Below are 20,374 nucleotides of genomic sequence, written 5' to 3' on the forward strand. Positions count from 1 at the left end.
CCATGAGCGAGGAATCGCTGCGGCTGACCGTCCGTCGTATGACCTGGGAGGCCGAGGGCGTCCTGTCCGTCGAGCTGACCCATCCGGACGGCAAACCCCTGCCGTCCTGGACCCCCGGAGCGCACCTCGACGTCCACGCCGGCGGCCAGGTCCGCCAGTACAGCCTGTGCGGCGACCCGCACACCCCGGACGTCTACCGCATCGGCGTGCTCAACGAGCCCGCCTCACGGGGCGGTTCACGTTTCGTGCACACCCAGCTGCGACCCGGCCAGCAGATCACGGTCTCCGAGCCGCGTAACCACTTCGCGCTGGAGGACGTTGGGTCCTACGTGTTCGTCGCGGGCGGAATCGGGATCACCCCGTTGCTCTCGATGGCCCGGGAGGCGGCCCGCCGGGGAGCCGAGTGGCGCATGGTCTACGGCGGCAGGAGCCGCGCGTCGATGGCGTTCACCGGCGAGCTCGAGGCGCTCGGGGGTGACGTCACGCTCGTCCCGCAGGACGAGCACGGTCACATCGACCTGGACTCCGTGCTCTCCGAGCTGCCCGAGGGCGCCCTGGTGTACTCGTGCGGCCCCGAACCGCTGCTCGCGGCCGTCGAACAGCGCTGCCCCGGGGACCGGCTGCGCCTGGAGCGCTTCGCCGCGCCGGCGGTGGAACGCACCGGTGACGACGAGGCCTTCGAGGTCGAATGCCGTACCTCGGGGACGACGTTCACCGTCGGCGCCGGAACCTCCGTCCTGGAGGCCGCGGAAGGCGCGGGGCTCACCGTCGACAACTCGTGCCGCGACGGGATCTGCGGCTCCTGCGAGACCCGGGTGCTCGAAGGAACCCCCGACCACCGCGACTTCCTGCTCAGCGAGGCCGAACGGGCAGCGGGCACCACGATGATGATCTGCGTCTCACGGTGTGCCTCCGGCCGGCTCGTCCTCGACCTGTGACACCTTCCCCCGCACTCTCAGGAGAGACCGTGACCGACACCTGGCCGTACCTGGACGTCCACCAGTCCCGTACCCACGAGCCCACCCCGTACGAGTACGAACTCGCCGCCACCCTCGAAGAGGTCTTCACCCGCGAGGGCCACGAGCTCGCCGACGTCGTGCGCGGGCTCAACGCCCGCCAGGTCCACGCCGCCGACGGCAGCCCGTGGACCGAGGAGTCCTTCCGCGCCGAGATGAACCGACTGGGAGCCTGACCATGACGCTGTCGTCCTCCGCCACCGCGGACCACATCTACGCCACCGGCCTGCGCAACCAGTGGCACCCGGTCGTCCCCTCACACTTCGTCGCCCCGGGCGCGATGCGCAAGGTGACCGCGCTCGGCGAGCAGTGGCTGCTGTTCCGGCGCTCCGACGGTGCCCTGTCCATGCTCGCCGACCGCTGTCCGCACCGCGGCGCACCCCTGTCGCTCGGCAAGCACCTCGGCGACCGGGTCGCCTGCTGGTACCACGGCGTGGAGGTCGAGTCCGACGGCACCGTCTCCTCCGTCCCCGGGCTACCCGGCTGCAGCCTGGAGGGCAAGAAACTGGTGACCTCGCTGCCGGTGCGCGAGGTCGCGGGCGCGATCCTCGCCTACTTCGGGGACGAGGAACACCCCGAGCCCGCCGAACTGACGCTCCCTGACCCGCTGACCGACCCCGAGGTGGACGCCTTCCTCTGCTACGCGGAGTGGGACGCGCCTTGGCGGTACGCGGTGGAGAACCTGCTCGACCCCATGCACGGCGCGTTCCTGCACCACGACTCGCACACCATGTTCGACGGCGACACGACGGCCAAGTTCCGCATCCGGGAGACCGCCCGCGGCTACTTCTTCGAGAAGACCGACCAGCGCGGCGTCAACTTCGACTGGGTCGAGCTCTGCCGCACCGGAGTGGACTGGGTCGACCTCTCCATCCCGTACCCGCCGTCGGCCGGCCCCGGCGGTCCGTTCGGCATCGTCGGCATGGTCTGCCCCGTGGACGAGCAGCGCAGTGGCGTCTTCTTCTGGCGCTACCGCAGGGTCCAGGACTGGCAGCGCGCGTCCTGGCGCTTCCTGTACCGGACGCTGATCGAGCAGCGTCACTGGGACGTCCTGGAGCAGGACCGCGTCATGCTGGAGGCCATGCCGGCCGATGCCGACCAGCGGGAGAACCTCTACCAGCACGACCTGGGCGTGGTGCGGCTGCGCCGGCTCTACCGCGCGGCGGCCGAGGCCCAGTCGACGGCCGGGGCCTGAAGGACACACCGCACGGAGACGTTCACCGGGGGAGAGGGCCCGAGGCAGCGGTACGGCCTCCGGCCCTCCTCGCGCGTGCGGACGTCTCCTCGCCTGGGTCGTGGGACGCCCGTCCGGGGCCTCGGGGTGGTCGCCGCCGGGTCAACCCCGTTCAGCTGCGGTGGCGGCGAGACCGTTGCCCGACCGCTCCCGCTCCAGGTGTGTGTGGACACGGCGCAGGAGGGAGGAGAACCGGTCCCGCTCCTCGTGGGTCAGAGGAGCGAGGAGGTCCGCCTCGGTGGCGGACACATCCGTGTTGAGCCGTGCCAGGGCACGTCTGCCCGCAGGCGTCAGGGCCACTTCGATGCGGCGGCGGTCGGAGGGGTCCCGGGCGCAGTCCACGTAGCCGGCCGCGTCCAGGTCGGTGACGGTCCTGGTCAGATCGCTCTGGTTCATGTCCAGCCGTGAGGCGAGTTCGCCCTTGGACAGCCGGCCGGCGTCGTCCAGCATGGCCATGATGGTCAGGTGCCACAGCCGCAGCCCGTGGGCGGTCAGCGCGTCGGTGAGCCTGCGGCGCGCGGCCTTGCCGGTCGCGTACATGAGGTAGGCGTTGAGGTCCAGCACGCTCGGCGGAGTCACACCCGCGGTCAAGGGCTCGTGAGCCGTCCCCGGGGAGCTCTGCTGCCGCACGGTCCTTCCTGACTCCTCGGCGAGACGGGCGGCCGATTCGTTCCAGGTCCTCCCGCGCGCGTGGTCCGCTCCTTGCCGCGTCACCACGCGCACCACGTCCTGTGCGGAGTGCGGGAGAGCCCTAAGGCCCAGGCGCCCCGGGTCCGGTAGCCGGACATGACGACCCGCACGGGCTCCTCCTCCGAATGGCGACGAACAATACTTAGTAAAGCAAGCCTAACCTAAGCGTGCAATGCCTGTGGCTGCGGGGGAAGTTGACGGGTGCTCGCCCGCGTCGTGTCGACAGCGCGGGTGAGATGAGGTTAGCTTTACCTAAGTTTCCGCCGACTGCCGCTCAGTCGGTGTGCCTCGTTCCCTTTTCCCCACGTCCGCAAAGCGGCTGCCCCCGCACGATGGGAGTGACATGTCACCGGCTTCACCCGACGATGTTCCACCGGTTCACGACCTCATAGGAATCGGCTTCGGACCATCCAATGTGGCCATGGCGATCGCGCTCACCGAGCGCAACTCACGCGTCGGCAGGCAGCAGGCCGTCACCGCTCACTTCTTCGAGAGACAACCGCGCTTCGGCTGGCATCGCGGGATGCTGATCGACGACGCCACGATGCAGGTGTCCTTCCTCAAGGACCTGGTGACGCTGCGGAACCCGTCGAGCGAGTTCAGCTTCCTGTGCTACCTGCAGAGCGAGGGGCGCCTGGTCGACTTCGTCAACGGCAAGAGCCTCTTCCCGCTGCGGGTCGAGTTCCACGACTACTTCGAGTGGGCCGCCGCCAAGGTGGACGACATGGTGTCCTACGGCCACGAGGTCATCGACGTCCGTCCGGTCGTGCTCGACGGTGTCGTGGAGTACGTGGACGTGACCTCCCGTTCGGGATCGGAGGTCGTGGTCCACAGGGCGCGCAACCTCGTGATCGGCACGGGCCTGCGGCCGCAGATGCCCGACGGCGTCGAGCGTACGGACCGCGTGTGGCACACGTCCGACCTGCTGGCCCGGGTGGAGGGCCTCGACGGGGCCGAGCCCCCGTCCCGCTTCGTCGTGGTCGGGGCCGGTCAGAGCGCCGCCGAGAACGTGGCGTACCTCCACCGCCGCTTCCCCGAGGCCGAGGTCTGTGCGGTGTTCTCCCGTTACGGCTACAGCCCCGCCGACGACAGCGGATTCGCCAACCGGATCTTCGACCCGGACGCGGTCGACGAGTACTTCACCGCCCCGGACGAGACCAAGCGCAAACTGATGGGCTATCACGGGAACACCAACTACGCCGTGGTGGACATCGACCTCATCGACGACCTCTACCGCACGGCGTACCAGGAGAAGGTCCTCGGGACGGAGCGCCTGCGGTTCCTCAACGTCTCACGGGTGGTCGGCGCCGTCGAGACGCCGGACAGGGTCCGCACCACGGTCGAGTCGCTGGTCACCGGGGAGCGCACGACGCTGGACGCCGACGTGGTCGTCTACGCCACCGGCTACCTGCCCGCCGACGCCCTCGGGCTCCTCGGTGAGGTCGGGGAGCGCTGCCGTCTCGACGCCCAGGGCCGGGTCCGTGTCGAGCGCGACTACCGGGTGGCGACAGATCCCGGTATGCGGTGCGGCGTCTATCTGCAGGGCGGCACGGAGCACACCCACGGCATCACGTCGTCCCTGCTGTCGAACACGGCGATCAGGGTCGGTGAGATCCTCGACTCGATCGTCGGGCGCGGGCAGAACGACGCGTCCGGCCGGCCTCGCGACGTGGTGGACGACGAGATCAGCACTCCGCTCTGAGGCGGCTCCCTCCGCCCGGCCGCCGGCGGCGGGCCCGGCCCGTCGACTCCGTCATCGGGCCGGGCGGGGTGTTCAGCCGGGAATCCGCAGCCGACTGCCCCTCGCCGCCGCCACCAGCTCGGGAACCGTCGCCAGTTTGACCCTGGGGCGCCCGGCAAGGCGGCCCAGCGCCAGTTCGGCACGCTCGATCTCCGCCAGGCCGCGGGCGTCCACGACCCGCCGGTTCCGGCGTCGCACCAGCCGCTGGAACGCCTTCGCCCCGTGCTCCGGCGAGGGAAGCGTGCCGCCGACGGCATCGTCCAGCAGTGTGCCCACGGTCTCGGCGGCGCAGGTCCGGTTGGCACCGATGCCACCCGTGGGGCCGCGCTTGATCCATCCCACGACGTAGGTGCCCGGCCGGTCCGTCACCCTGCCGCCCTCGTGGGGAACGGTGCCCGTCGCCTCGTCGAACGGCAGCCCGCTGACGGGCAGTCCGCGCTGACCGACGGCCCTCAGCAGCAGCCCGGCCCGGATGTCCCGGCCGGTCGTACCGCTCTCGGCGTCCGAGCCGTCCGTCACCCGTACGGCGCGGACGGTGTCGCCGCCGAGCGCCTCCACCGGTGCCGAGTGGAACCGGAACACGATGCGGCGGCCCGCCGGCGACGGGAGGGACCAGTCCACCACCTGGCGGTCGACATCCCGCAGGAGCGCCGCCCGGTCGCCCGGGGCCGCGCCGTCGATCGCCGCACCGGTCCGCGGGTCGTGGTCGTCAACGACCAGCTCCACGCCGGCCAGATGCCTGAGCGCGAGCAGCTCGGACCTGGTGTACGCCGCGTCCTCGGGCCCCCGCCGCCCCAGCAGCACCACCTCGCGCACCGAGCCCGAGCGCAGGGCCTCCAGCGCGTGGCCGGCGATGTCTCCGGCGGCCAGTGCGTCCGGGTCGGAGACCAGGATCCGCGCCGCGTCCAGGGCGACGTTCCCGTTGCCGACCACGACGGCGCGCTCGGCGGACAGGTCCACCGCGTCCGGTGCGACGTCGGGGTGGGCGTTGTACCAGGAGACGAACGTGGTGGCGCAGACGCTGCCGGGCAGATCCTCGCCGGGAATCCCGAGCCTGCGGCCGGCCGACGCGCCCACGGCGTAGATCACCGCGTCGTGATGCGCGGCGATCTCCTCCGCGGTGATGTCCCGGCCCACCTCCAGCCCGAGGTGCATGCGCACCCTCGGGTGCGTGTGGAACCTGGCGAAGGCGTCGCCGGCCTTCTTCGTCGACAGGTGGTCCGGCGCCACACCGTAGCGGATGAGCCCGCCCGCGACCGGCAGCCGGTCGATCAGGGTCACCTCGGCGCCCGTGTGCAGCAGCAGGTCCTCGGCGGCGTACATCCCCGCCGGTCCGGTGCCCACCACCGCCACCCGGAGCGGTGCGAAGTCCGACGGCAGGCTGCGCTCGAACGTCGGCTCCCCCCACACGTGGAAGTTCGGTCCTCGGGGGTCCTGTTCGGGCTCCCGGTCCGCGAAGTACGCCGCGTTGAGCGGGCCGTACTCCCGCTGTGAGGCCGGGAGGCCGTCCACGGGGAAGACCGCTTCCACCGGGCAGGCGTCGGCACAGGCGCCGCAGTCGATGCAGGACCTGGGATCGATGTACAGCATCTCCGTCCGGCCGAAGTCCGGTTCATCCGGCGTCGGATGGATGCAGTTGACTGGGCACACCGAGACACAGGTGGCGTCACTGCAGCACGTCTGGGTGATGGCGTAGGTCATGTCGTCCGCTCAGATCAGATGGGCACGCTTGTAGAACACCAGGGCGGGCTTGGTGAGCAGGCGGGCCGAGGCCAGGAAGTCCATGAGGCCCGCACAGCTCGAGCGCATCATCGACTTGTGGTGCTCGTTGTCCTTCGCCTCGCCGAGGGCACGCTTGCCGTCGAGTCCCGCGTTGGCGTAGACGTCCTTGTTCACCATGCTGGTGACGATGACGTACGACGCGATCGCGATGACGAGCGCGTTGATCCGGCGCCGCACAGGTCCGGCGCCGCTGAGGTGCTTGCGGGTCTCCGCGCGGGCGAACTTCATGTGCCGGGACTCTTCGACGACATGGATGTTGTTGATGGTGCGGACGAAGGGCACGACCCGCTCGTCCCGCATCCAGTCGCGCTGCATGACGTCGAGGACCTCTTCGGCCACGAGAATGGCCGCGTACGCCGCCTCGCCGAACGCGAGTGTCTTGAAGGCCCGCCCCAGCTCAACCGCCAGGCGGTGCGGCCGGTAGGGCGGGGCGCCCAGCTTCTGCGCGCCGCGCGCGAACATGATCGAGTGCCGGCACTCCTCGGCTATCTCGGTCAGCGCCCACTGGACGTCCGCGCTCGTGGGGTCCTTCGCGTACACGTCGCGCAGGACCATCTGCTGAAGGATCATCTCGAACCAGATGCCGGTGCTGGCCACCGAGGCGGCTTCCTGGCGCGTCAGTTCCTTGCGCTGCGCCTCGGTCAGCTCGCCCCAGTACGCGGTGCCGTACAGGGTGCTCCACTCCGGGCTCGCGCCGTGGAACTCCTTGTCGAGCGGCGTGTCCCAGTCGACCTCCGTGGCGGGGTCGTACGCGAGTGTGGCAGCCGATTCGAGCAGGCGGCGGGTGAGGTGGTCCTCGGGCGGCCGGCCCTCGGCATCCGGTCGGACGGTGCTGCTTGCCATGGTGCGGCTCCTCGGTTCGTCAGTGATGTCCTTGGTGCTTCGCATGCGCGATCTTTTGTGACGGGTCGTCATGCAGGGCGCTGCTGACCGGAGATGGCGGCAGCGCTGAACGACGGACCGGCGCCGGCCCCGGCCGGGCGGCTTCTGTCCCGCCTTGTTAGACGGAAGGTATAGCAAGGATGCCGGGCGGGCCTACCCCCGAGTAAGAAATGTGCGCCGATCCTCGCCATATCTCCTTGCGTATGCCCACGGGCGGGCGTTCCTGTCGTCGGCCGGGAGTGCGGAGAGGGGGTGCACGTTCGGCATGTCGAACATTGTTCGCAATTTCAGCGCGAGTCATTGACGCGACCATTTCCCGCGCCTACGGTCCCGTCCGAAGTGGCGGGCGCGCGTCGAAATATCGAACGTGCGGCCTTCCCTTCACGCGTCCCCGCACCTCAGAGACGAGTCGAGACGAGCCGCCATGCAACCACCCCTCCTCAGTCGGCGCCGAGCCCTCGCGGGCGGTGCCGGCGCCCTGGCCGCCGCCGGAGCCCTGGGCTCCCTGTCCGGCTGCGCCGCGCCCGCAACCGCCGCAGGCGCGGGGCAGACCCTGCTGCGGTACTGGCATCTGTTCGGCGGCGGTGACGGCGTCAACATGCAGGGGCTGCTGGACGACTTCAGGGCCGGGCACCCGGAGATCGCCCTGGAGGCCTCGACCCTGCAGTGGGGCGCCCCGTACTACACCAAGCTCGGCATGGCGGGCGCCGGTGGCAGGGCACCCGAGCTCGCCGCCCTGCACCTCGCCCGGCTCGCGGGCTTCGCCCCCGGCAGGCTCCTCGACCCGTTCGACCTCGGTCTGCTGGCCGAACACGGCGTCCGGGAGAAGGACTTCCCCCCGGACATCTGGCGCCGGGGCCAGGTGGGTGGCAAGCAGTACGCAGTCCCTCTCGACACCCACCCCTTCGTCCTCTACTACCAGACCGAGGTCTGCGAGAAGGCCGGGCTGATGTCCGGCGGCCGGCTCAAACCGATCAGTGACGCGGGCGAGTTCGCCGACGCACTGCGCGCCGCGAAGAAGACGACCGGGCAACCCGGTCTGGTGACCGAGACGCTCGGGCCCGACTGCATCACCCCCTGGCGTCTCTTCTCCAGCTTCTACGCCCAGACCGGCGGCACGGTGCTCTCCGCGGACGGGAAACGTCTGGCGCTCGACGACGCCAAGGCGCTGAGAGTGCTGGAGTACCTGGCCCGGCTCGTCGAGGAGGGGCTGATGGTACGCCGGGCCGACTACGCGGGGTCCGTCGGCGTCTTCAACGGCGGGAAGACCGCCTTCCACCTCAACGGTGAATGGGAGATCAGCACGTTCACGACCACCGGACTCCCGTTCTCCATGACCCGTATCCCCGCGCTCTTCGGCACCACGGCCACCCAGGCCGACTGCCATGCCTTCGTCCTGCCGCACCAGGAGGACCGGGGCGGCGCCACGAACGAGGCGGCGCACACGCTCGTCGCCTGGATGCTCAAGAACTCAGTGGCCTGGGCCGAAGGCGGACACGTGCCGGCCTATCTGCCGGTGCTCGACGATCCGGCCTACCTCGCCCTGAAGCCGCAGTCCGAGTACCGCACCGTGATCGACGACGTGGCGCTGGACGAACCCGCGTGGTTCGCCGGCTCCGCCTCCCGGCTGTGGATCGAGCTCGGCGCCGTCTTCTCGGGGGTTCTCACCGGATCCCGGAGCCCGCGCAACGCCCTGACCGAGGCCAAGGCCCGGCTGCGGACCCTCCTCGACACCCGTAACCCCCTCCCGGGAGCCGCGTCATGACCTCCACCACCGCGGCGGCGCCGGCACCCGTGGCGAAGCCCGCCGGGCGAGCCACCGGACGTCCGGCACGCGGCGTGCGCAGGAAGTGGACCGAACACGGTCTGGTCTTCATCGCGCCCTTCTTCCTCGTGTACGCCATGTTCCTGATCTGGCCACTCATATCCGGCCTGGGGATGAGCCTCACCAGCGAGAACATCACCGGCACCGGAGGAGAGTTCGTCGGCCTCGACAACTACGCCGAGGCGGTGCGCGACCCCGACGTGTGGTCGTCGCTGTGGAACACCGTCTGGTTCACGGTCCTGTCCACCGTTCCCCTCGTCGTCGTCGGTCTCGTACTGGCGCTGCTCGCCCACCAGTTGCAAGTGGTCCAGTGGCTGTGGCGGCTCAGCTGGTTCGCCCCGTTCCTGCTGCCGTCCGGGGTCGTCTGCCTGCTGTTCCTGAACATGATCCTTCCCTCCGACTTCGGCCTCGCCGACCAGATGCTCGCCGCCGTCGGGCTGACGCCGGAGATCGGATGGCTGACCGACGAGCGCTACGCCATGCTCAGCATCGTGGCGACCACCGTCTGGTGGACCGTCGGCTTCAACTTCCTGCTGTATCTCGCCGCACTCCAGGCCATTCCGGCGCATCTGTACGAGGCCGCCGAACTGGACGGGGCCGGCGCGTGGAACCGGCTCCTGCACATCACCCTGCCGATGCTGCGCCGCACCACCGGGCTGGTCGTGGTCCTCCAGATACTGGCCTCGCTGAAGATCTTCGACCAGGTCTACATCATGACCGGCGGCGGCCCCGACGAGTCCACCCGGCCGATCCTCCAGTACGTCTACCAGCAGGGCTTCACGGGCTACCGCATCGGCTACGCCTCGGCCGTCTCGTACATCTTCTTCGCCCTGATCCTGACCGTCTCCCTGGTGCAGCCGCTGCTGTCCCGGCGCCGAGCTGAGGAGGCCGCGAAGTGAGCGGTTCCGCCACCGTCACCACCCGCCCCGCCCCGAGGACCGAGCGTCCCGCCGACGCCGGGGGCCGCCGCCCGCGCTGGACGCGCGGCAGGATCGTCCTGCTCGTCGTCGCCCTGCTCCTCACCGCGGCCTGGCTCCTGCCGCTCGCCTGGGCGGTCGCCACCTCCCTGAAGCCGGAGGGCGACACCACGAGGACCCCGCTCTCCTGGATCGGCTCGCGCGTCACCTTCGACGCGTACAGCAAGGTCTGGGAGTCGGGCGACCTGATGATCTGGCTCATGAACTCGGCGTACATCTCCGTCATGACCACCCTGCTGACCGTCGTGACGTGCGCGATGGCCGCGTACGGATTCACCCGAACCGACTTCCGCGGCCGGCGGCTGCTCTACGGGCTGGTGCTCGCGGGCATCATGGTGCCCCCGCAGGTGCTCATCGCCCCCCTGTTCCGCGAGATGGTCCAGCTGGGCCTCGTCGACACCTACTGGGGTGTGATCCTGCCCCAGGTCGCCGTGCCGGCCATGGTGTTCATCCTGGTCAAGTTCTTCGAAGGCGTGCCGAGGGAACTGGAGGAGGCGGCCTTCGTCGACGGAGCCGGCCGCTGGCGGGTGTTCTGGACGATCGTCATACCGCTGTCCCGGCCCGTGCTGGCGGCCGTGGCGATCTTCACCTTCATCTCCACCTGGAACAACTTCCTGTGGCCGTTCCTCGTGACCACCGACCCCGGCGGCATGACCCTGCCCGTCGGTCTCGTCAACGTCCAGTCGACCTTCGGGGTGCGGTACGCCCAGATCATGGCCTCGCTCGTGATCGCGGGGACGCCGCTCCTGATCGTCTTCGCGTTCTTCCAGCGGCAGATCGTGCAAGGCATCGCGCACACGGGTCTCGCCGGACAGTAGGGGGGGCGCGTGGTCTCCGGGCCCGTGCGGACGGCACCGCGTCCGTACGGGCTCAGACGATATCGGTGCCCCGAGCCAGAAGCAGCGCCACATCCGCCGAGGCGACCGCCACCGTCCCGGCGAGTGCCGCCTTGCGCCAGGCCCTGACCGGCCGTGGGCCGATGTGCACCGTCGTCGCCACCACGGTGCACAGGGCGACCCCGGACAGCACGGCGAAGTCCCGGCCGGCGGGCGCCCCCGCGGGCCCCAGGACCAGCACCGCGGTGGCGGCCGTCAACGGGAGGGGCAGCAGAAGCCGGGTGCGGGCCGGACCCAGCCGCTGCGGCAGGCCGCGGATGCCCGCCCGCAGATCCGCCTCGATGTCCGGCAGCACATCGCCCAGATGGGCCGCGCCGCCGAGCAGAGCGCCTGCCGCCACGGCCCACCAGGCGGGCCAGGGGTTTCCGGGCAGGCTCAGGGCGACCAGGCACGGAAGACTGCCGAAGCCGACGGCGTACGGCAACCAGGACAGCACCGTCTCCTTGAGCTTCAGGTTGTACGCCCATGCCGCCACGACTCCGGCCAGGTGCGCCGCACCCGCCCAGGCACCGCACGCGAGCGACAGCACCGCGCACAGCGACAGCGCGGCGAAGGCCGCGCTCCAGACCGTGCCCGGGCCCACCGCCCCGCGGGCCACCGGCTTCCCCGGGCGCGCGGCCTCGGCGTCACGGCGGGCGTCGAAGGCGTCGTTGCACCAGCCGACCGACAGCTGTCCGGTCAGTACGGCGGTGGCGACCAGGACCCAGCGCCCGGCTCCTGGACCGGAGCTGACGGCCAGAGCGGTGACGAGTACGGTCACCGCCGCGACCGGGCCCGGGTGGCAGGACAGTACGAGCCCCGCCGACGAGCGCGGCAGGCCCAGGGCGCGCGTGGGGGCCGGCGGCCGCTCCGTGGTGTCCACGGGGCGATCGTAGGCACCCCGGTGCGGACGAACACGGCAGCCGCGCGTCCCATATGCGCTGATTCGGCCGTCCATGTCGGCAGGATGAGGGGCATGACCTCTCCGAATCGGTGTCCAGGGTGACCCGGATCGCGGCTGTCCACGGTGTCCTGCCGCCGCACCGCCACGCCCAGGAGGACGTCACCGACATGGTGGCGCGCGTCTGCCTGCCCGCCGGATCGGACCGCCGGGTGCTGGACCGTATCCACACGAACGCGGGCGTACGCACCCGGAACATGGTGCTGCCCCTGGAACGCTACGGAGAGCTGGAAGGCTTCGGTGCGGCGAACGACGTGTTCATCGCCGAGGCCGTCGACCTCGGGGCCGAAGCCGTCAGCGGCGCCCTGCGCAAGGCCGGGCTGCGGCCCGCCGACGTGGACCTCCTGATGTTCACCACGGTCACCGGCGTCGCGGCGCCCTCCATCGACGCGCGGCTCGTCGGACGTCTCGGGCTCCGCCCCGACGTGAAGCGGCTCCCCGTCTTCGGACTGGGGTGCGTGGCCGGTGCCGCCGGGGTCGCTCGGCTGCACGACTACCTGCTCGCCCGGCCGGGGCGAGTGGCGGTGCTGCTCTCCGTCGAACTGTGCTCGCTGACCTTCCAACGCGACGACGCGAGCCCTGCCAACCTGGTCGCCACCGCACTGTTCGGCGACGGCGCGGCGGCCGCGGTACTGGTGGGAGGCGGCCACCGGGATCCGGCGGACGGCCCCGAGGTGGTCGACACCCGCAGCCGCCTCTACCCGGACACCGGACACGTCATGGGCTGGGACATCAGGGGCTCCGGCTTCACCGTGGTGCTCGACCCCGCCGTCCCCGACGTCGTACGCCGATACCTCGCCGAGGACGTCAGCGGCTTCCTGGAACAGCACGGGCTGAAGCCGAAGGACGTCGCCCGCTGGGTGTGTCATCCCGGCGGCCCGAAGGTCCTGGAGGCCGTCGCCGACGTCCTTTCCCTGCCCGAGGGGGCCCTCGACGTCACCTGGCGTTCGCTGGCCGAGGTCGGCAACCTCTCCTCGTCATCGGTCCTCCACGTCCTGCGGGACACGATGGAGCAGCGGACGCCCGAGCGCGGGACGCCCGGTCTGCTGATGGCGATGGGTCCCGGCTTCTGCTGCGAACTGGTGCTGCTGCGCTGGTAGTCCGGAGGAAGACATGATCTGGTACACGGCTCTCGTGGTGGCCGTCGCCGCCGAACGCCTCGCCGAGCTCGCGGTGGCGCTGCGCAACGCCCGGTGGAGCCTGGCCCGGGGCGGGACCGAAGCCGGCCGCGGGCACTACCCCGTGATGGTGGCCCTGCACACGGCGCTGCTCGCCGCCTGCCTCGCCGAGGCGTGGCTGGCCGGCCGCCCGTTCCTGCCGTGGCTCGGCTGGACCATGGTCGCGGTGGTGGCCGCCGCACAAGGACTGCGCTGGTGGTGCGTCCGCACACTGGGCCGGCGCTGGAACACCAGGGTCATCGTCGTCCCGGGCCTGCCCCTGGTGACCGGCGGGCCGTACCGGTGGCTGCGCCACCCCAACTACGTCGCGGTCGCCGCCGAAGGAGCGGCTCTGCCCCTGGTCCACGGCGCCTGGGTGACCGCAGTCCTGTTCACCGTGCTCAACGCGGCCCTCATGACCGTACGCATTCCGTGCGAGGACGCCGCGCTGGCACCCCTGGCGCGAGCGGACGCAGGCGCGTGATCGACATCCTGGTGGCGGGGGGCGGGCCCGCCGGCCTGGCGGCGGCGATCCGGGCCGCCGCGGCCGGTCTGGAGGCCGTCGTCGTCGAACCCCGCCCCATGCCCGTGGACAAGGCCTGCGGTGAGGGAATCATGCCCAGCGGAGTGGCGGCCCTGCGCGCCCTGGGAGTCACTCCGGCCGGCAGCCGGCTCCGGGGGATCAGATACGTCGAGGGTGCCCGGCAGGCAGAGGCGACCTTCCGGGGCGGCCCCGGCCTCGGAGTCCGGCGGACCGAGCTGCACTCCGCTCTCCACCGCCGGGCCAGGGAGCTCGGGGTACGCGTCGTCACGGGCCGGGCGGCCGAGGTGCGCCAAGGACCTGCCAGCGTCACGACGGCCGGGCTGACCGCTCGCTGGCTGATCGCCGCCGACGGGCTGCACTCACCGGTGCGCCGGGCACTCGGCCTCGAGCGCCCCTGCCCCGCACCGCGCAGATACGGGCTGCGCCGCCACTACCGGATCGCCCCCTGGACGGACTTCGTGGAAGTCCACTGGTCGCGCGAGGGCGAGGCGTACGTGACGCCGGTGGGGGAGGGGCTGGTGGGCGTCGCCGTGCTCAGCCGCCACCGCCGCTCCCACGAGCAGCACCTCTGCGCCTTCCCCGCGCTGGCCCGCGCGCTCCGGGGCCTGGAGGCGGGTCCGGTACGCGGGGCGGGGCCCCTGCGCCAGGCGGCGAGCGCACCGAGAGCCGGCCGGGTCCTGCTGGCGGGGGACGCGGCCGGCTACGTGGACGCACTCACCGGCGAGGGCATCGCGCTGGCGGCGGCCACCGCGTCGGCGGCGGTCGACTGCCTCGTCGCGGGCCGGCCGGACGCCTATCCGGCGCGGTGGGCGCGGCTGACGCGGCGGCACCGACTGCTCACCGGGGCGCTGCTGGGAGCCGCGGCACATCCGCTGACCGCCGGGCTGATCGTGCCCGCCGCACACCGGCTGCCCCCGTTGTTCAGCGCCGCGGTGCGTGCCCTGCAGTAGCCGGCGGCCGGACGGGAGCTGCCGGTGGCTCTGCCATCCTGTCGGGGTGCCGCCCACACCCCGTACGCCGCAGCCCGTCACCCCCGACCCGCCCCATCCGGCGATGAAGCCGCTGATGACGCAGTCCTGGCTCGACCTGGCCTTCGTGCACTGGGCGGCCGACCCGGCGGACGTGGCACCGCTGCTGCCCGCCGGGACCGTGCCGGACACCCTGGACGGAGTCACCTACGTCGGACTCGTCGCCTTCCGGATGTACCGCGTCGGGTGGCTCCGGCTTCCGGGCATCCCGTACCTGGGCACCTTCCCCGAGACCAACGTCCGGCTGTACTCCCGGGACGCGCAGGGCCGGCGCGGGGTGGTCTTCCGCTCGCTGGACGCCTCCCGGCTGATCCCCGTGGTGGTCGCCCGGACCGTCTTCCGCCTGCCGTACGTGTGGTCCCGGATGACGATCCGGCGCGAGGCCGACATCCTTGCCTACACCAGCCGACGGCGTGCGCCCGGGCCCCGTGGTGCCCACAGCAGGATCGTGGTGCGCACCGGTGAGCGGATCGGGGCACCCAGCGAGCTCGAACACTTCCTGACCGCACGCTGGGGCATGCACAGCACCTTCCACGGACGCCCGATGTATCTCCCGAACGCCCACCCCCGCTGGCCCCTGCACCGTGCGCAGCTCATCGAGTGCGACGAGAGCCTGGTGGCGGCGGCGGGACTGCCCGCGCCCGCCGGGGAACCGCTGAGCGTGCTCTACTCGCCAGGAGTCCCGGTGCGCTTCGGCCGGCCTGCCCGCCCCTGACTCGGGTGATGGTCCGACCGAGGCCGGTGGGCGGCTTCCACGGCATGTCGCCGGCCCGCCCGCACCCGCGCCCCTCTACTGTCGCCGCCACGGAACAGGACGGAGCGGGGGAGCGGTATGCGCGATGTGGCCCGGCTGCTGTGCGGACGGCGCACCAAGTGGCTCGTCGTGGTGTTCTGGCTCGTCGTCCTCGTCCTGGCGGCACCGCTCGCCGGGAAGCTCATGGACGCCCAGGACAACGACGCCACGTCCTGGCTTCCGAGCAGCGCCGAATCCACCCAGGTCTGGGAGGAGTCCAAGGGTTTCCGGCCCGAGATCATCACCGCCGTCGTCGTGTACGCACGCGAGGGCGGCCTGACCGGGGCGGACCGCAGCCGTATCGCCGAGGACAAGCGGCAGTTGACGAGGCTGCGCGCCCACGGCGTCAGGGGTGAGGAGACCCGCGGCCCGCTCTACGACCGCAAGACCGCCCCGGCGGCCGCCCAGATCTTCGTGCCCGTCATCATGGACGAGAAGGGCTGGGAGCGGATCGGCCCCGCCGTCGACTCCGTGCGGAACGTGGTGGGGAGCAGCGGGGGAGGACTCGACGTCCACGTCACCGGCCCGGGCGGGGTCGCGGCCGACTCCTCCGAGGCCTTCTCGGGTATCGACTCGACCCTGCTCCTCGCCGCCCTCGCCGTCGTGATCGTCATGCTGCTGATCACCTACCGCAGTCCGACGCTGCTCGTACTGCCCGTGGTAGCGGTCGTCGCCGCTCTCCTCACCGCGCAGGCCCTCATCTACCTGCTCGCGGCGCACGCGGGCCTCACCGTGAACGGACAGAGCGCGGGCATCCTCACCGTGCTGGTCTTCGGCGCCGGCACGGACTACGCCCTGCTCCTCGTCGCCCGCTACCGCGAGGAGCTGCGACGTCACGAGGACCGGCACGAGGCCATGGCCCGGGCGCTGCACCGTGCGGGGCCCGCCGTGCTGGCCAGCAGCGGCACCGTGGTGCTGAGCATGCTCGTCCTGCTGGCCGCCGAGATGAATTCGACCCGTGGCCTCGGCCCGGTGGCGGCGATCGGTGTGGCGGTCGCCCTGATCGCCATGCTCTCGCTCCTCCCGTCCCTCCTGGTGATCTTCGGCCGCTGGGTCTTCTGGCCGGTCGTCCCGCACTTCGGCACGCCCGAGCCCACCGAGCACGGGTTCTGGGCCCGGACCGGGCAGCGGCTCGCCGTGCACCCACGCAGGATCTGGGTGGCCACCGCCCTGGTGCTCGCGGCACTGTCACTGGGGCTCGTCCAGTTGCGCGCGGCGGGACTCAGCAACGCCGACTCCTTTCCCGACAAGCCGGACTCCATCGCGGGACAGGAGGTACAGAACCGGTACTTCCCGGCCGGCAGCGGAAGCCCGCTCGTCGTCATCGCGGCGGTGGACCGCGGTGCCCAGGTACGTACGACCGTCGAAAAAACCCGCGGAGTGGTCCCGGGATCCCTCGTCCTGCCGCCCGGAGCCCGCCCGGAGCACGACGGACGGGTGATCTTCGAGGCGACCCTGACCGACGCGGCGGACAGCGAGCAGGCCAGGAACACGGTCGAACGGATCCGGGAGGCCGTGCACCGGATCCCGGGCGCGGACGCACAGGTGGGCGGAGACACCGCGGCGGCTCTCGACATGGACGCCGCCACCCGGCACGACAACCTGCTGATCATTCCCCTGGTGCTGCTGGTCGTCCTGATCATCCTCGCACTGGTGCTGCGCGCCCTGCTGGCACCGTTGCTGCTGATCGCGACGGTCGTCCTGTCCTTCGCCGCCGCTCTCGGCGTGAGCGCGCTCGTCTTCCGCCACGTCTTCGACTACGCGGGCGAGACGACGGACTTCCCGCTCTTCGTCTTCGTGTTCCTGGTGGCGCTCGGCATCGACTACAACATCTTCCTGGCCACCCGCATCCGCGAGGAGGCCCTGCACCAGGGCACCCGCGCGGGTGTGGTCACCGGGCTCGCCGCCACTGGGGCGGTCATCACCTCGGCAGGCCTGGTCCTGGCCGGCACCTTCGCCGCCCTCGGGACCCTCCCGGTGGTGGCCTTCGCCGAGATCGGCTTCGCGGTCGCACTGGGCGTGCTCCTGGACACCTTCGTCGTGCGGTCCGTGCTGGTCACCTCCCTCTTCCTGGACATCGGACCGCGTGTGTGGTGGCCGCACGCGCTGGCCCGCGAGGACGGCGGGGCGGCGAGGAAGCGGGAAGCCGTGTAAAAAGGGGGACATGGCCGGACGCTACGGCCGCCCGCGTTCGTTTCTCCGGATGAGAAGCCTCGCTGGTCAGGTCTTTCTCCTGCAGGTGGCGATCGTGGTGTTGCTCGTCGCTGCCTCCGTGGCCGCGCTCGTGCTGCAGTCCCGCGCCGCCAGCGAACGCGAAGCCCGCAACCGCTCGGTCGCCGTGGCCGAGACCTTCGCGAACGCCCCGGGCACCGAAGCCGCCCTGGAGGGCCCCGACCCCACCGCCGTGCTCCAGCCGAAGGCGGAAGCGGCGCGGAAGGGTTCCGGGGTCGACTTCATCGTCGTCATGAACCTGGACGCCGTCCGCTACACGCACCCACTGCCCGACCGGATCGGCAAGAAGTTCGTCGGTGAGGTGGCACCCGCTCTGGACGGCCGTGTCGTGACCGAGAAGGTCGACGGGACCATCGGCCCACTCGTCCAGGCCGTGGTTCCCGTGACGGGCGCGGACGGCGAAGTCGTCGGCCTGGTGTCGGCCGGGATCACCATCAAGAACGTGAGCGGCGTCGTCGAGAACCAGTTCCCCCTCCTGTTCGGGGCGGCCGCCGGGGTACTGCTCCTCACCATGGGAGGTACGGCGCTGGTCACCAGACGCCTGAAACGCCAGACCCACGGTCTCGGCCCGACCGAGATGACCCGGATGTACGAGCACCACGACGCGGTTCTGCACGCCGTGCGGGAGGGTGTGCTCATCGTCGGTGGCGACGGGCGTCTGCTGCTGGCCAACGACGAGGCGCGAAGGCTCCTGGGCCTCGCCCCGGACGTCGAGGGCAAGCCCGTCGCGGAGCTCGGGCTCGGCCCGGTCACCACCGGACTGCTGACCTCGGGACGCAGCGCGACCGACGAGGTGCATTCCGTGGGCGACCGCCTCCTGGCCGTCAGCCAGCGCGCCACCGACCGGAACGGCGGACCGCCCGGCAGCGTGACGACCCTGCGGGACACCACGGAACTGCAGGCCCTCACGGGCAGCGCCGCGATGGCGCGCGGCAGGCTGAAGCTCCTCTACGACGCCGGAACGGAGATCGGCACAGCCCTGGACGTCGTACGGACGTGCGAGGAGCTGGCGGACTTCGCCACGGCCAGGTTCGCCGACTACGCCACCGTGGATCTGGCCGAGGGGGTGCTGCGCGGCGAGGAACCCACGGCCGCCCGGGCCACCACCGACGGGCTGCGCCGCTCGGCCTTCAGCGGGGCCCGCGACGACACAGGGCTTTATACCCTCGGCTCGGTGGTCCGCTTCCCGCCCACCACCGACATCGGTGCCGGCCTGCTCAGGGGCGAAGCCGTCCTCGACACCGATCTGACACAGCTCTCCGGCTGGCAGCAGCAGGACCCCGAACGCGCCGAACGCCTCATGGAGTGCGGATTCCACTCGATGCTCGCGGTCCCGATGCGGGCCAGGGGAGTGATCCTGGGCGTGGCCCTGTTCTGGAGGGCCCAGACGCCCGAACCCTTCGAGGACGAGGACCTGTCCGTCGCGGAGGAGCTCGTGGCCCGTGCCGCGGTGAGCATAGACAACGCGCGCCGCTACTCGCGCGAGCACAACGTGGCGGTCACCCTGCAGCGCAGCCTGCTGCCGCAGGGACTTCCCGACCAGAGCGCCATCGACGCAGCCTTCCGGTACCTCCCCGCCCAGGCAGGGCTCGGCGGGCTGGGCGGTGTCGGCGGGGACTGGTTCGACATCATCCCGCTGCCCGGCGCCCGGGTCGCGCTCGTGGTCGGCGACGTGGTCGGGCACGGGCTCCACGCCGCCGCCACCATGGGGCGCCTGCGCACGGCGGTCCACAACTTCTCCACCCTGGATCTGCCCCCCGACGAGCTGCTGTGGCACCTGGACGAGCTCGTCGCCCGCATCGATCTGGACGAGTCGGCCGAGGGCTCGGAGGGAGGTGGCGTCACGGGGGCCACCTGCCTCTACGCGATCTACGACCCGGCTTCCGGGCGCTGCACCATGGCGCGGGCCGGACACCTCCAGCCGGTGATCGTCGGCCCCGACGGCGACGCCGCGTTCGCCGATGTGCCCGGCGGCCCGCCTCTGGGGCTCGGTGGCATGCCCTTCGCGACCCTCGACGTAGAGCTCCCGGAGAACAGCCGGCTGGTGCTCTACACGGACGGGCTCGTCGAGGAGCGGCACCGTGACATCGACGAAGGACTGGAGCTGCTGCGCGACACGCTGTCCGGACACCCCGACCGGACCCCGGACGAGACCTGCGAGGCCGTCCTGCGCGTCCTGGTGCCCGCGCGGGCGCGTGACGACGTCGCGCTGCTCGTCGGCCGCACCCGTCGTCTCGCCGCAGAGAACGTGGCCGAGTGGGACGTGCCCTCCGACCCCTCGGCGGTCGCCACGGTCCGCTCCGACGTGTCCCGGAAGCTCACCGAGTGGAATCTGACCGAGGAGGCGTTCACCACCGAGCTGATCCTCAGCGAACTGGTCACCAACTCCATCCGCTACGCCACCGGACCCATCCGCGTCCGTCTGATCCGCGACCGGACCCTCATCTGCGAGGTGTCGGACCGCAGCAGCACATCGCCCCATCTGCGCCAGGCGGCCAGCATGGACGAGGGAGGCAGGGGACTGTTCCTCGTCGCCCAACTGGCCGAACGCTGGGGCACCCGCTACACCGACGACGGCGGAAAGGTCATCTGGACGGAACAGCCGCTGCAGCCGGAGATGAACGGAGTCGGGTGACC

The 20,374-nt window shown here is 71.4% G+C and carries 17 protein-coding genes; 13 read left to right on the forward strand and 4 right to left on the reverse strand.

What is annotated here, in order from left to right:
- The first annotated feature begins 2 nt into the window (after nt 1–2).
- From OO67_RS29250 to OO67_RS29260, 3 genes are read left to right on the forward strand one after another with little or no spacing between them, the layout of a single operon-like run.
- Entirely contained in the window at nt 3–938 is a 936-nt protein-coding gene (locus OO67_RS29250) for a PDR/VanB family oxidoreductase (RefSeq protein WP_033304768.1), read from the forward strand.
- Between the two features lie 29 nt (nt 939–967).
- Entirely contained in the window at nt 968–1,192 is a 225-nt protein-coding gene (locus tag OO67_RS29255; RefSeq protein WP_033304769.1) for a recombinase-like helix-turn-helix domain-containing protein, read from the forward strand.
- A gap of 2 nt (nt 1,193–1,194) precedes the next feature.
- Nucleotides 1,195–2,211 carry an aromatic ring-hydroxylating oxygenase subunit alpha gene (locus OO67_RS29260; RefSeq protein WP_033304770.1) on the forward strand — a complete coding sequence of 339 codons (1,017 nt, stop codon included), beginning with the start codon at nt 1,195–1,197 and terminating at the stop codon, nt 2,209–2,211.
- 141 nt (nt 2,212–2,352) lie between these two features.
- Here the strand turns inward: OO67_RS29260 and OO67_RS29265 are convergent, their stop codons facing one another.
- Nucleotides 2,353–2,880 (reverse strand): MarR family winged helix-turn-helix transcriptional regulator, encoded by a 528-nt coding sequence (locus tag OO67_RS29265; RefSeq protein WP_244300341.1) that lies wholly within the window; start codon nt 2,878–2,880, stop codon nt 2,353–2,355.
- A gap of 403 nt (nt 2,881–3,283) precedes the next feature.
- Here OO67_RS29265 and OO67_RS29270 point away from each other — a divergent pair, with 403 nt between their 5' ends.
- Nucleotides 3,284–4,642, forward strand: a complete 1,359-nt coding sequence (locus OO67_RS29270; protein WP_033304771.1) for a lysine N(6)-hydroxylase/L-ornithine N(5)-oxygenase family protein — start codon at nt 3,284–3,286, stop codon at nt 4,640–4,642.
- A 72-nt stretch (nt 4,643–4,714) separates the two neighbouring features.
- Here OO67_RS29270 and OO67_RS29275 read toward each other — a convergent pair whose 3' ends face one another.
- On the reverse strand, nt 4,715–6,382 hold the full coding sequence (locus OO67_RS29275) for an FAD-dependent oxidoreductase (protein ID WP_033304772.1): 1,668 nt from the start codon (nt 6,380–6,382) through the stop codon (nt 4,715–4,717).
- 9 nt (nt 6,383–6,391) lie between these two features.
- The gene (locus OO67_RS29280; RefSeq protein ID WP_033304773.1) at nt 6,392–7,306 is read right to left on the reverse strand and encodes an AurF N-oxygenase family protein; all 915 of its coding nucleotides are present in this window, start codon (nt 7,304–7,306) and stop codon (nt 6,392–6,394) included.
- A 463-nt stretch (nt 7,307–7,769) separates the two neighbouring features.
- On the opposite strand from OO67_RS29280, the gene OO67_RS29285 reads away from it, so the two are divergent.
- The 3 genes from OO67_RS29285 to OO67_RS29295 are packed head-to-tail and all read left to right on the forward strand — an operon-like array spanning nt 7,770 to nt 10,965.
- On the forward strand, nt 7,770–9,110 hold the full coding sequence (locus tag OO67_RS29285) for an extracellular solute-binding protein (RefSeq protein ID WP_033304774.1): 1,341 nt from the start codon (nt 7,770–7,772) through the stop codon (nt 9,108–9,110).
- Complete coding sequence (locus OO67_RS29290) at nt 9,107–10,069, forward strand: carbohydrate ABC transporter permease (protein ID WP_033304775.1); 963 nt, start codon at nt 9,107–9,109, stop codon at nt 10,067–10,069. Before OO67_RS29285 ends, OO67_RS29290 begins: the two co-directional genes overlap by 4 nt.
- Nucleotides 10,066–10,965: a carbohydrate ABC transporter permease gene (locus tag OO67_RS29295; RefSeq protein WP_033304776.1), complete on the forward strand. Its 900-nt coding sequence runs from the start codon at nt 10,066–10,068 to the stop codon at nt 10,963–10,965. The genes OO67_RS29290 and OO67_RS29295 overlap by 4 nt, the downstream gene beginning before the upstream one ends.
- 52 nt (nt 10,966–11,017) lie before the next feature.
- On the opposite strand, the gene OO67_RS29300 is transcribed toward OO67_RS29295, so the two are convergent.
- The gene (locus tag OO67_RS29300; RefSeq protein WP_033304777.1) at nt 11,018–11,905 is read right to left on the reverse strand and encodes a UbiA family prenyltransferase; all 888 of its coding nucleotides are present in this window, start codon (nt 11,903–11,905) and stop codon (nt 11,018–11,020) included.
- 119 nt (nt 11,906–12,024) lie between these two features.
- On the opposite strand from OO67_RS29300, the gene OO67_RS29305 reads away from it, so the two are divergent.
- The 6 genes from OO67_RS29305 (at nt 12,025) to OO67_RS29330 (ending at nt 20,372) form a co-directional block, all read left to right on the forward strand.
- Nucleotides 12,025–13,083, forward strand: a complete 1,059-nt coding sequence (locus tag OO67_RS29305) for a type III polyketide synthase (protein ID WP_033304778.1) — start codon at nt 12,025–12,027, stop codon at nt 13,081–13,083.
- A 13-nt stretch (nt 13,084–13,096) separates the two neighbouring features.
- On the forward strand, nt 13,097–13,624 hold the full coding sequence (locus OO67_RS29310) for an isoprenylcysteine carboxyl methyltransferase family protein (protein WP_033304779.1): 528 nt from the start codon (nt 13,097–13,099) through the stop codon (nt 13,622–13,624).
- Nucleotides 13,621–14,634 carry an NAD(P)/FAD-dependent oxidoreductase gene (locus OO67_RS29315; RefSeq protein ID WP_033304780.1) on the forward strand — a complete coding sequence of 338 codons (1,014 nt, stop codon included), beginning with the start codon at nt 13,621–13,623 and terminating at the stop codon, nt 14,632–14,634. Before OO67_RS29310 ends, OO67_RS29315 begins: the two co-directional genes overlap by 4 nt.
- A gap of 46 nt (nt 14,635–14,680) precedes the next feature.
- Nucleotides 14,681–15,427: a YqjF family protein gene (locus tag OO67_RS29320; RefSeq protein WP_033304781.1), complete on the forward strand. Its 747-nt coding sequence runs from the start codon at nt 14,681–14,683 to the stop codon at nt 15,425–15,427.
- 117 nt (nt 15,428–15,544) lie between these two features.
- Nucleotides 15,545–17,659 (forward strand): MMPL family transporter, encoded by a 2,115-nt coding sequence (locus OO67_RS29325; RefSeq protein WP_033304782.1) that lies wholly within the window; start codon nt 15,545–15,547, stop codon nt 17,657–17,659.
- Nucleotides 17,660–17,669: 10 nt separating this feature from the next.
- Nucleotides 17,670–20,372 carry a SpoIIE family protein phosphatase gene (locus tag OO67_RS29330; protein ID WP_033304783.1) on the forward strand — a complete coding sequence of 901 codons (2,703 nt, stop codon included), beginning with the start codon at nt 17,670–17,672 and terminating at the stop codon, nt 20,370–20,372.
- The last annotated feature ends 2 nt before the right edge of the window (nt 20,373–20,374 follow it).

It is taken from the genome of Streptomyces atroolivaceus (assembly GCF_000717025.1).
Classification (GTDB): domain Bacteria; phylum Actinomycetota; class Actinomycetes; order Streptomycetales; family Streptomycetaceae; genus Streptomyces; species Streptomyces atroolivaceus.